The organism is Exiguobacterium sp. RM11 (assembly GCF_059821525.1).
Genome location: NZ_CM187558.1, coordinates 1,268,191 through 1,280,718 on the forward strand (window position 1 = coordinate 1,268,191; position 12,528 = coordinate 1,280,718).

Here is a 12,528-nt window from a genome sequence, read left to right on the forward strand (position 1 = left end):
AGACAAAGGGGGCGTTTCATATTCGTGTATTTAAACAATTGTCTTGGTTTTTGCGTCTCGAGTGGAAGACGTATGCACTCGGCATCGTCTTACTCATATTCGTGGCAGGGCTAGAATTGATTCCACCGCGTATCATTGGCCGAATCGTCGACGAAATCAACCGAGGTTCACTCTCGTCGAATACGCTTTGGATGTTACTCGGGGGTCTCGCAGCAGTCGGGATTGGGAATTATGTTGCCCGCTTCTTTTGGCGCTATTTCATCTTCGGCGCTTCGATTCGACTAGGGAGAATGTTACGTAGCCAACTGTATCGGCACTTTACCGATCTCGATCAACGATTTTACAAAAAGTCACGTGTCGGCGACCTGATGGCCCACGCGACGAATGATGTGCAGGCCGTATCGATGACGGCAGGTGCGGGAATATTGACACTCGTCGATAGCGTGACGCTTGGGACGTTCGTCATCATTACGATGATCACGACAATCAGTTGGAAGCTCACACTCGTTGCTTTACTCCCTCTGCCGATCATGGTCGCTCTGACGACAAGGTATGGGAAGATGTTACATAGCCGCTTTGGCGTCGCCCAAGCAGCATTTTCAGAATTGAATGACAAAGTGCAAGAGAGTGTCAGTGGAGTTCGTGTCTTAAAGTCGACCGGGGAAGTCGACCGAGACGTGGACTCGTTTGAGAACTTATCGAGTGAGGTTATGGCAAAAAACGTACGAGTCGCCAAAATTGATGCGTTATATGATCCGACCATCTTTGGGATTGTTGGCTTGTCCTACATCCTCTCGGTCGGGTATGGCGCCGTCTTGATTGAACAAGGTGAATTGACGATTGGACAAATCGTTAGCTTTACTGCCTATTTGGCACTGTTGACGTGGCCGATGCTGGCGTTCGGTTGGTTATTCAACATTGTCGAGCGTGGACGGGCATCGTATGACCGAATCGAGCGAATGCTCGCCGTCAAACCGGAGATTCAAGATGACCGAATGGCCGCGACAACACTTGCACATTCAGAAGTGGAAGTCGATGTGCGACACTTCGCTTATGACGAGACCGTTGTACTCCGTGATGTCCATTTTCGGATTGAGCGCGGAAAGACGATTGGCATTGTCGGCAGGACAGGTGCGGGTAAGACGACGATTGTCCGTCTGTTGACCCGTGAATATGATGTGAAAGACGGAAAGATTAAAATCGGAGGCATCAATATTCGCCAAGTGAAAAAATCATTATTGATGGACAAAATTGCCGTCGTGCCACAAGATCATTTCTTGTTCTCCGATTCGATTGCGAACAATATCGCTTTCGGAAGACCCGATGCGAGTATGGAAGAAATCATCGAGGCGGCTAAAGTCGCGGAGGTGCATGAGGATATCGTCCGGCTACCAGAAGGGTACGCGACGCTTGTCGGGGAACGCGGTGTGACGTTGTCAGGTGGACAGAAACAACGGATTTCCATCGCGCGAGCGCTCATGACTGAAGCGGACGTCTTGATTTTGGATGACGCGCTATCTGCAGTCGATGCGAAGACGGAAGAGTCGATCATCGAACACTTCCGTGTCGGAAACCCTGAACAGGCACGGGTGATTGTAGCGCATCGACTCTCTGCTGTTGAACATGCAGACGAGATTCTCGTGATTGAAGACGGCCAAATCGTCCAACGAGGTCGCCATGATGCATTGCTTCAAGAGACGGGTTGGTATCGTGAAACGTATGATCGTCAACAACTTGAGGCGATTGTAGAAGGGGGTGGACACGATGAAGCATGATGTTCAAGAATGGCAGGTCATTAAACGGCTGCTCAGCTATGCAACACGTTACGGAAAGTCGCTCAGTATCGCTTTCGTCTTCCTATTGATTGCGACAGGTGCCAAATTGGCCGGTCCGTTTTTAATCAAAGTGTTCATCGATGAGTTCGTCACGCCAGGTGTCTACCCGACGAACTGGGTCATCGCACTCTTCGCGGTCTATATGGTTTTTCATGTATCCGCAATCGTGTTTGATTATCTGCAGTCGATTTCGTTTCAAAAGATTGCGTTGAAGATTGTTCAGAACATACGAATGGATATTTTCCGTCACGTCATGGGGATGCGGCTCGCCTATTTTGACCGAACACCAGCGGGCGTCCTCGTATCAAGGATTACGAATGATACCGAGGCGGTCAAAGAACTGTACGTCGGTGTGATGAGTACGTTCGTCCAGTCGGCTGTTCAATTGATTGGGACGTATATTTTCCTATACATATTAGAACCGCCACTAGCGACGATGGGGCTCGTCTTGTTGCCGCTCTTCTGGCTCATCATTTGGGCATATCGTCGTTTCTCAACAAAATATTTTGCACAAGTGAGGGACCTCTTGTCACAACTCAACGCCCAACTGAACGAGTCGATCAACGGCATGGGGATCATCCAACAGTTTCGTCAAGAAGAGCGGCTCATCCGTCAGTTCGAAGAGACGAATGAGGCGCACCAAGAGGCACGATATCGGAACTTAAAGCTAGACAGTATGTTGCTACGCCCAATCATCGAGCTCCTTCTTGCTTTCTCAATCATTGGTCTCCTCGGATATTACGGGGTGCTCTCGATGAGTGAGCAGGTACAAGTCGGGGTCGTCTACGCATTCATCAGCTATATCGAACGGATCTTCCGACCGGTACTCGATATTATGCAGCGATTGAGTGAGTTCCAACAAGCTGTCGTGTCGGCAGACCGTGTCTTTAAGATTTTAGATACAGATGAGCCGGCACCAGGAAAGCAAATGCAGGGCGAGGCGCAGATTACAGAAGGTGAAGTGCGGTTTGAGAACGTGACGTTCAGCTACGACGGGGAAGTCGATGTGTTGAAGCAAATCTCATTCGTTGCAAAACCTGGTGAGACGGTCGCGCTCGTGGGTCATACAGGTAGCGGAAAGAGTTCAATTATCAACTTATTGACCCGTTTCTATCCATATGGTTCGGGTCGCATCACCATTGACGGGCAGCCTCTCGAACAATTTGAAGAGCAAGAGCTTCGTCAACAAGTCGGACTGGTGCTACAAGATCCGTTTCTATTCACTGGGACGATTGAAGATAATTTAAAGCTATTCAATCCAAATATCGATTCAGAACGTGCCCGTGAAGCCGCTGAGTTTGTCCAGGCGCACACGTTCATCGAGAAGTTAGATGCCGGATACGGACATATTGTCGGGGAGCGTGGCGCGACATTTTCAAGCGGTGAGCGACAATTGCTCGCATTTGCGCGAACGGTCGCCCGTAATCCGAAAGTACTTATTCTCGACGAGGCGACGAGTTCGATTGATACGGAGACAGAAGAACGCGTACAGACGGCGCTCGACCGTATGCGCCGAGGTCGTACAACGATTGCCATCGCTCACCGGCTTTCAACCATTCAAGATGCTGACTTGATTTTAGTCCTTCATCGAGGAGAAATCGTGGAGCGAGGGAATCATCAACAGTTATTGAAGCAAAACGGTCTGTACAAAAAAATGTATGAATTACAGTCTGGACAACGTCTGATGTCTTGAATTGGAAGGGATACCTATAAGGGTGTCCTTTTTCCATGGAAAAAAAAGCTCGCCACGGAGAGTGACGAGCCATCAAGGTCAATTCGAATGTTGATCTTTTTTATGCTTTGATAGGACATGACGAGTAATGAGAGAGTCAAGTTCTTGACTGACCAGAATGACTTCTGGTGAGGTCCAAGTGTGCTTTGACGCGATTTTATACAGTTCATCACGTTTCTGTTCAATGGCCTGGTGTAGTGTATCTGCTGCGGTGACTGCCACGTTCGTTCCCCCATCATGTAAATTAGAATTTTGCGAACTAGAATATCCAAATCTTAGCACCTACGTTTACAGATGACAAGTTTCATTTCCATTTCAAAAATTACAAAATGATGTTTCGCTCTGAAAGAAAAGATTCGAGCAATTTAAATAGGTTTTCGCTATAATGGTCGTGAAAGGTGGAAATCGTCATGGAAGTCACATTATGGCTCGCGTTTGGGGCGGGCGTCTTATCGTTTTTGTCACCATGTACGCTCCCGTTATATCCAGTGTTTCTCTCGTATATTACAGGGGTTTCCGTATCTGAATTAAAAAATGAAGGATTGAAACAGCGTACAGCTTGGTTCCACACGTTTTCGTTCTTGTTCGGCTTTTCGATTGTCTTTCTTGTGCTTGGATTATCGACCTCGTTAATTGCAGACGTCTTCATCCAGTACAAAGATAGTTTGCGGATGTTCGGCGCCATTTTAATTTTCGTGTTCGGCGTCTTTTTGGCCGGTCTATGGCAACCGCAATTTATGATGCGCGAAAAGAAAATGGACATTGGCGAACGAAAGAGCGGCTATTTCGGAACCGTATTAATCGGAATTGGTTTTGCTGCGGGATGGACGCCGTGTACGGGTCCGATTTTAGCAGGTGTGATTGCACTTGCGGCAACCAACCCGAGCCAAGGTCTTGGTTACATGTTGGCGTATGTCATCGGTTTCGCGATTCCGTTCTTGGTGATGGTCGCGTTTGTAGGTAAGATCAAGTACTTAGCACGAAACAGTGCAAAAGTTGCAAAAGTCGGAGGTTATCTAATGATGGCATTCGGCGTATTATTATATTTTGACGGAATGAACCGCTTCGCTGCTTGGATGAGCGAACTTGTCGGATTCACCGGATTTTAAGGGGTTGACCGAGATGTCAATGTTATGGGGGTCGACTCTCGTTGCGTTATTGATGGGTATCGTGGCGAGTTTCGTGCGTGTGAAAGCATCAGCGAAACCGACGAATGCAAAAAAAATCTTGATTCCACCACTTGCGATGACGACCGGGATGATTCAGTTCTTGATTCCCGCATTTCGTTTATCGTGGGTCGAAGTACTTGAGGCGTTAGCGGTCGGGCTAATCTTTAGTCTGTTCCTCATCAAAACGTCAAACTTCGAAAAACGGGACGGAGAAGTATACTTGTCACGCTCAAAAGCATTTTTTATCGTCGTGTTCGCGCTACTTGCGATTCGTACGGCAATGAAAGTTTGGGTCGGTCATGAAGTCGATATCTTCTCGACAGGTGGATTGTTCTACTTGATTGCCTGGGGGATGATCGTCCCATGGCGAATCGCGATGTATCAAAAGTATAAACGAATTGCAATCACGTAAAAAATGGAGTGGCTCATGGCCGCTCCATTTTTGATTACGATTCTTTTGTGACAGCCACTTCAGTCTCCGAATCGATTCCCGTGTTTGCTTTGACGAGAATCCGTTCGTAGTTTCCGGCGGCTTCGTCGGATTTCGTGACGAGCGTACCGATGATGGCTGCAAGGAAGCCGAGTGGAATCGAGACGATGCCTGGGTTCGAGAGTGGGAAGAGCGCTTCTCCAATGAAAATGGCTGAGCCGTCCGGTGCCCATAGGTTTGGACTGAGTGCGACCAGGATTAAAGAAGAGAACAAACCGACGACCATCCCCCAGATTGCACCCCCTGTGTTAAAACGTCTCCAGAAAATCGTGAAGAGAATGACTGGTAAGTTCGCACTTGCTGCAACAGCAAAGGCGAGTGACACGAGAAACGCCACGTTCATCGATTGAGCGAAGAACGCAAGTCCCATTGAGACGAGGGCGACTGCCACAGAAGCAATCCGGGCGGCTTTTACTTGTTCCTTCTCTGTCGCTTCCCCTTTCCGGATAATGTGACCATAGAAGTCGTGAGCGAAAGCAGAAGCGGCTGACAAGACGAGCCCGGCGACGACCGCTAAAATGGTCGCGAATGCGATGGCTGCCACGAAGGCGAACAAGAGGTCGCCACCGAGTACTTGTGCAAGGAGAGGAGCCGCCATGTTACCTGCAGGGTTCGCGGCGAGAATGGCGTCTCGTCCGACAAAAGCTGCTGCCCCGAAACCTAAGAAGATTGTCAAAATGTAGAACGCTCCAATGATCCACGTCGCATATACGACCGACTGTCTTGCCGTCGGTGCATCTTTGACGGTAAAGAATCGAATCAAGATGTGTGGAAGACCCGCAGTACCGAGTACGAGTGCCATATTTAACGAAATCGTATCGAGCGGGAGCTTGAACTTGTTGCCTGGGTTCAAGAAGTCACTACCGAGCGGTGTGGCTTTGCTCACTTCATTGAACATCGTCATGATTGAGAAGTCGAATCGTGCAAAGACGAGAAATGAGATGATGGCTGTCCCAATCATCAATAGGACGGCTTTTGTGATCTGTACCCATGAAGTCGCCGTCATGCCTCCGAATACGACGTAGACGGTCATCAATATCCCGACGACAACGACACTTGTCGTATACGGGATGCCGAGCAATAGCTCAATCAGTGCACCGGCCCCGACGAGCTGGGCAATCATGTAAAAAATAGAGATGACGATGGCATTCATCGCCGCGACACCGCGCACGCGTGGTTTATTGAAACGGGCGGCAATCATGTCAGCCATCGTATACTTCCCAAGATTACGGAGCGGTTCCGCGACGAGATAGAGGACAACGAGATAGGCAACGAGGAAGCCGATGGAATAGAAAAAGCCATCAAATCCAGCGAGTGCGATCATGCCTGCAATCCCTAAGAAGGAAGCCGCAGACATATAGTCCCCTGCAATCGCGAGACCGTTTTGGAAACCAGTCAACCCACCATCAGCCGTGTAGAAATCACTGGCGGTTTTCGTTTTTCTTGCGGCGAAATATGTAATGACAAGGGTGAGACCGACGATGGCGGTAAAGAGGGCGATTGCTGTCCAGTTCATGATTTCACCTCTTCTTTCAATTGGCTCACGAGTGCATCAAAGCGCCGGGCACGGCGACTATAGAGCACGCACAGTGTCCACGTCATCATAAACTGGGAGAAGGCGAACGCCCAAGCCCAAGTGATGTCACCAACAATTTTTGTATTCAAGATCGTTGTGTAACTTGTCAAAACAGGGAGCGTGAAATAGAAAATAAGTGAGAAGATGATAGCGGGAACGATAAAACGATTTTTTTCACGCATCAATTGATGGAACGTCTCGTGTTCTGTAATCGACTGAGCGGAATGACTACTGGTCGTTTGAGTAACTTGCGTCACGTCATGCATAAAATTCCTCCTAAGCTGTAAGATAAATCCATTATGCGGTGTGAAAATGAGAGGAGTCATGCCTTTTTTTCATGTCGAATTCACTAATACTATTGTAATATTGGTCATACCAATTTATTGTAAGCGTTTTCAATATTGTCTAAATATTGAACATTATGTCTATATAATTAAAATTGGAAGAAAAGGTACTTTCGACCCAATAGGCAAAATGCACAATTCGACAAAATAAAAAAACTCTAACCTGGATGGAAAGAGTCTACTGCTGAAAATAGTGTTCGTAAGGTGTCCAGTCGATTTGTTCTTCGGCTAGCGCTTTTTTAAGGAATTTGTGGTCTCGCTTCGGCGTTGCAGCGATATATCCTTTTACAACGAGTTCGGTCGTCATCTTCTTAGCACGAGATTCGAGGGCAAACTGACCGATTTTGCCTGCGATTTTTCGGATGGCGACGTCTCGAAATAGTTCTGGAACCGGTGAAACGAGTCGATCTAACAGAGTCCGCGTTTCCGGCGTCCATAAGTGACGTGTTCTCTCTATATAATCATCCTCAATGTCTAAAAGGGAACGCCCGTCTTCTTTCGGCATTCGTTTTAAAAACTTACGAAACATGAAGTACCCGCCAATCGTCATGAGTCCAATCATGACGAATCCCCAGAATACAATGAAATACATCATCAAGTTTTCTGGCATCGTCTTTCCCCCGTTCTATACATTCACTTACTGTCATCGTTAGTATACAAAAAAGAATCCATTTGCAAAAGGCGTACGTCTCGTTAGGATAGACGAACTCAATCGATTTCGTTAGAATAGATAGCGTTGCTACGAGAATAAGCATGAAGTGAGTCGAGAAAGGAAAGGTCTATCGTATATGAGCCAATTGAAACAAGAAGTCGAGAGACGCCGAATATTCGGCATTATCTCTCACCCGGATGCGGGTAAGACGACATTAACAGAGAAGTTACTTTTGCACGGTGGTGCAATTCGTGAAGCGGGTACCGTCAAAGCGCGTAAAAATTCAAAACACGCCAAATCAGACTGGATGGAAATTGAGAAACAACGTGGAATCTCGGTTACATCGTCTGTCATGCAATTCATCTATCAAGACAAAGTCGTGTCGATCATGGATACACCTGGGCACAACGATTTCGGTGAGGATACGTATCGCGTATTGACATCTGTCGACAGTGCGGTCATGGTCATCGATGCCGCGAAAGGGATCGAGACGCAGACGAAGAAACTATTCCAAGTTTGTCGTATGCGCGGTATTCCAATCTTTACGTTCATGAACAAATTGGACCGTCAGGCCAAAGACCCGCTTGAATTGATGGAAGAACTTGAGGAAGTGCTCGGCATGCCTTCAGTTGCTATCACATGGCCGATCGGCAGCGGGATGCAGTTCGAAGGTGTTTATGACCGGATGAAAAATGAAGTTCATTTATTCCGCGGAGACAAGTCGACCCTTCAACTAAGTGAGGACGGAGTAAACGACCCGGTGCTCGGTGACCATCTTTCTGAAGAGAACTTGACGAATCTTCGCGATGAAATCGACCTACTCGACGGAGCAGGGAATGAGATTGATGTAGACGCGATCCAAAGCGGTAAATTGACGCCAGTATTCTTCGGAACGGCGCTCGTTGACTTCGGTGTGACTGCGTTCTTGAATCATTATTTGGAGATGTCTCCAGCTCCAGAGGCGCGTAAATCGAACGTCGGTCCAATCAATCCGACATCAGAAGATTTCAGTGGGTTCGTCTTTAAGATTCAAGCGAACATGAACCCGGCGCACCGTGACCGCATCGCATTCGTTCGAATCTGTTCAGGTGTGTTCGAGCGTGGAATGGACGTCACACTCACACGAACAGGCAAGAAAATCAAATTGAGCCAGTCTACGCAGCTCATGGCCAACGATCGTGAGACGGTTGACCAAGCGTTCGCAGGAGATGTCATCGGGATCTATGATTCAGGTACGTATCAAATCGGGGATACAATCACGACATCGAAGCAAAAGATCGCCTTTGAAGCATTGCCGACTTTCCCACCTGAGTTGTTTATGCGAGTATCACCAGTCAACTCGCTCAAGTCGAAACACTTCCACAAAGGTGTAGAGCAACTCGCGCAAGAAGGGGCAATCCAAGTTTATCGCAATGAATACAATGAGATTTATCTCGGTGCGGTCGGCCAACTCCAGTTCGAAGTGTTTGAATATCGTTTGAACAATGAGTATGGCGTAGACATCCGGATGGAACCTGTATCATACAGCGTTGCACGTTGGGTAAAAGATAAAGAATTGAAAGCATTAAAACCTTTCCAAGACTCACGGAACATGCTCGTCACTGACCGCTGGGAACGTCCGGTCTTCCTGTTTGCGAACGAGTTTACGTATGAGCGGTTCGCTGAACGTCATGCGGACGATTTGACTCTCGTCGAGGCTTTAGATGTCAACGAAGAGATTGGAACAGAAGAATAATTTGTAAACACCTCAGTTTTGAGGTGTTTTTTTGTCGTTTATCCCCTTTTGAACGAATTGATAAGTTTTACTTATGACTAATTTGTGACGGAATGTATTTTACGTCACGCTATACTTGTATTATGATAAATATGTGAAAAGTAAGCGATTACGCATTGTCGTGTGGTCGGCGCTTTCAAAAAGGGGGAAATTGCAATGGAACAGACGAATGTTTTAGACGCGTTCGCATCTCGGACATCGTTCGAGGCGAACGGGCAATCGTATGATTTTTATCGATTGAAAAAGTTAGAAGAAGAAGGGTTAACGAACATCAGCCGTTTACCTTATTCGATTCGCGTACTTCTCGAATCGGTACTCCGTCAACAAGACGGTCGCGCGATTACAAAAGAACATGTCGAGAACTTGGCAAAATGGGGTACTGCCGACGTCTCGAAAGACATTGACGTACCGTTCAAGCCGGCACGCGTTGTACTTCAAGACTTCACGGGTGTACCGACGGTCGTAGACCTTGCTTCACTTCGTAAAGCGATGGCGGACCTCGGTGGAGACCCGAACAAAATCAACCCAGAAATCCCTGTCGACCTCGTCGTTGACCACTCTGTTCAAGTAGATGCGTACGGTTTCGCTGGCGCATTGATGAAAAACATGGACATTGAATTCGAACGTAACGAAGAGCGTTATAAGTTCTTACGTTGGGCTCAGACGGCGTTTGACAACTATCGTGCCGTACCACCTGCAACGGGGATTGTTCACCAAGTAAACTTAGAGTACTTGGCATCTGTCGTCCTCGAGAAAAACGATGCATCAGGTACTGTGGCTTATCCAGATTCACTCGTCGGAACGGATTCGCACACAACGATGATCAACGGACTCGGTGTTCTTGGATGGGGCGTTGGAGGAATCGAAGCGGAAGCAAGTATGCTCGGTCAACCATCGTACTTCCCAGTGCCAGAAGTCGTCGGTGTAAAAATCATCGGTGAAGTGAACCCTGGTGTAACAGCGACAGACGTAGCACTCGTCGTGACAGAGATGCTCCGTCATGAAAAGGTAGTCGGGAAATTCGTTGAATTCTTCGGACCGTCGCTTCACACGATGCCACTTTCTGACCGTGCAACAATCGCAAACATGGCTCCAGAATATGGCGCGACATGTGGATTCTTCCCAGTCGATACGGAAACATTGAACTACATGCGTACCACTGGTCGCTCTGAAGAATTGATCTCACTCGTTGAAGAATACTCAAAAGCGAACGATCTCTTCTACACGCCAGACCAAGCTGATCCAACGTTCACGAAAGTATTGACGCTCGACTTGTCAAAAGTTGAACCTTCACTAGCAGGTCCAAAACGTCCACAAGACCGAATCAATCTCTCAGACGTTCAAACATCGTTCATCGATAGCTTGAGCGCTCCAGCAGGGAATAGCGGCTTTGGACTTGACCGTTCTGAACTCGAGAAGAAGGCGACTGTCAACTATGAAGACGGTGCCGTCGACATGAGCACAGGAGATGTCGCGATTGCTGCCATCACAAGCTGTACGAACACGTCGAACCCTTACGTTATGGTCGGTGCCGGACTCGTTGCGAAGAAAGCGGTAGAACGCGGCTTGACTGTTCCGAAATACGTGAAGACATCACTCGCACCAGGTTCGAAAGTCGTAACGGACTATCTTGACAAAGCTGGCTTGACTTCTTACTTGGATGAACTCGGCTTCAACACAGTCGGTTACGGTTGTACGACATGTATCGGAAACTCGGGTCCACTTGACCGTGAAGTCGAAGAAACAATCACGGAGAACGACTTGCTCGTATCTTCTGTCCTTTCTGGGAACCGTAACTTTGAAGGACGTGTTCACCCGCTCGTGAAAGCGAACTTCTTGGCGTCACCACCACTCGTCGTCGCTTACGCACTTGCAGGATCAGTCAACTTCGACATCATGAACGATTCGTTCGGTACGGATAAAGATGGAAATGAAGTGTACTTCAAAGACATCTGGCCATCAAACGATGAAATCAAGATGGTCGTACAAGACGTCGTGTCACCAGAAGCGTTCCGTAAAGAATACGAAACGGTCTTCACTGGTAACGAGCGTTGGAACGCGCTAGACGTTCCAGAAGGTAACTTGTATGACTTCTCAGATGAGTCGACATACATCCAAAACCCACCATTCTTCGAACAACTCGAACCAGAAGCGGGCGAAGTTCATGCATTGAATGGCTTACGCGTCATCGGGAAGTTCGCGGATTCGGTCACGACTGACCACATCTCGCCAGCGGGATCATTCTCGAAGACGACACCAGCTGGTCAATACCTCCTTTCTAAAGGGGTAGAGCCAATTGACTTCAACTCTTACGGTTCACGCCGTGGTAACCATGAAGTCATGATGCGTGGTACGTTCGCCAACATTCGCATCCGCAACCAAGTCGCACCAGGTACAGAAGGTGGATTCACGACTTACTGGCCAACAGGTGAGATCATGCCGATGTACGATGCTGCGATGAAGTATAAAGAACAAGGTACTGGACTTGTCGTCCTTGCTGGCAACGACTACGGAATGGGGTCGTCTCGTGACTGGGCTGCGAAAGGGACAAACCTCCTTGGCATTCGTGCGGTCATCGCACAAAGTTTCGAGCGGATTCACCGTTCAAATCTTGTTATGATGGGTGTACTTCCACTTCAATTCTTAGAGGGTGAATCAGCAGAGTCACTCGGATTGACTGGTGAGGAAGCAATCGATATCCAAGTCGATGAGTCTGTACGTCCACGCGATATCTTGAACGCAAAAGCGACACATGAAAACGGAACGGTGACAGAATTCAAAGTCATCGCACGTTTCGACTCTGAAGTTGAAATTGATTACTACCGTCACGGTGGAATCTTACAAATGGTTCTTCGTAACAAACTCAAATAAGTCATCGCTTCCGAAACCTTCCTTTGAAAAAAGGAAGGTTTTTTTCATGAATATGCAATTTTAGGGTGAAAGTTTTAAAAGAATC

At 47.7% G+C, this 12,528-nt stretch carries 10 protein-coding genes; 6 read left to right on the top strand and 4 right to left on the bottom strand.

Annotation, left to right across the window (positions count from 1 at the left end):
* Positions 1 to 20: 20 nt before the first annotated feature.
* A complete protein-coding gene (locus AC5LIL_RS06650; protein WP_499825354.1) occupies positions 21 to 1,775 on the top strand; it encodes an ABC transporter transmembrane domain-containing protein in 1,755 nt (584 codons plus the stop codon).
* Positions 1,765 to 3,528, top strand: a complete 1,764-nt coding sequence (locus AC5LIL_RS06655; RefSeq protein ID WP_499825252.1) for an ABC transporter ATP-binding protein — start codon at positions 1,765 to 1,767, stop codon at positions 3,526 to 3,528. Before AC5LIL_RS06650 ends, AC5LIL_RS06655 begins: the two co-directional genes overlap by 11 nt.
* Before the next feature lie 78 nt (positions 3,529 to 3,606).
* On the opposite strand, the gene AC5LIL_RS06660 is transcribed toward AC5LIL_RS06655, so the two are convergent.
* Positions 3,607 to 3,789, bottom strand: coding sequence for an aspartyl-phosphate phosphatase Spo0E family protein (locus AC5LIL_RS06660; protein WP_074033196.1), 183 nt, complete (start codon positions 3,787 to 3,789; stop codon positions 3,607 to 3,609).
* Positions 3,790 to 3,977: 188 nt separating this feature from the next.
* On the opposite strand from AC5LIL_RS06660, the gene AC5LIL_RS06665 reads away from it, so the two are divergent.
* Together AC5LIL_RS06665 and AC5LIL_RS06670 are read left to right on the top strand one after the other, a co-directional pair.
* On the top strand, positions 3,978 to 4,676 hold the full coding sequence (locus AC5LIL_RS06665) for a cytochrome c biogenesis CcdA family protein (RefSeq protein ID WP_012726450.1): 699 nt from the start codon (positions 3,978 to 3,980) through the stop codon (positions 4,674 to 4,676).
* Positions 4,677 to 4,695: 19 nt separating this feature from the next.
* Entirely contained in the window at positions 4,696 to 5,148 is a 453-nt protein-coding gene (locus tag AC5LIL_RS06670) for a CcdC family protein (protein WP_074033875.1), read from the top strand.
* Positions 5,149 to 5,182: 34 nt separating this feature from the next.
* On the opposite strand, the gene AC5LIL_RS06675 is transcribed toward AC5LIL_RS06670, so the two are convergent.
* The 3 genes from AC5LIL_RS06675 to AC5LIL_RS06685 form a co-directional block, all read right to left on the bottom strand.
* Positions 5,183 to 6,742, bottom strand: coding sequence for a solute symporter family protein (locus AC5LIL_RS06675; protein ID WP_271304696.1), 1,560 nt, complete (start codon positions 6,740 to 6,742; stop codon positions 5,183 to 5,185).
* Positions 6,739 to 7,068, bottom strand: a complete 330-nt coding sequence (locus tag AC5LIL_RS06680) for a DUF485 domain-containing protein (RefSeq protein ID WP_499825253.1) — start codon at positions 7,066 to 7,068, stop codon at positions 6,739 to 6,741. Before AC5LIL_RS06680 ends, AC5LIL_RS06675 begins: the two co-directional genes overlap by 4 nt.
* 256 nt (positions 7,069 to 7,324) lie before the next feature.
* Complete coding sequence (locus AC5LIL_RS06685) at positions 7,325 to 7,756, bottom strand: DUF2621 domain-containing protein (protein ID WP_074033193.1); 432 nt, start codon at positions 7,754 to 7,756, stop codon at positions 7,325 to 7,327.
* Positions 7,757 to 7,934: 178 nt separating this feature from the next.
* Here AC5LIL_RS06685 and AC5LIL_RS06690 point away from each other — a divergent pair, with 178 nt between their 5' ends.
* Together AC5LIL_RS06690 and acnA are read left to right on the top strand one after the other, a co-directional pair.
* Entirely contained in the window at positions 7,935 to 9,533 is a 1,599-nt protein-coding gene (locus AC5LIL_RS06690; protein ID WP_214782603.1) for a peptide chain release factor 3, read from the top strand.
* Positions 9,534 to 9,728: 195 nt separating this feature from the next.
* Positions 9,729 to 12,443, top strand: a complete 2,715-nt coding sequence (gene acnA / locus AC5LIL_RS06695; protein ID WP_074033191.1) for an aconitate hydratase AcnA — start codon at positions 9,729 to 9,731, stop codon at positions 12,441 to 12,443.
* Positions 12,444 to 12,528: the final 85 nt, after the last annotated feature.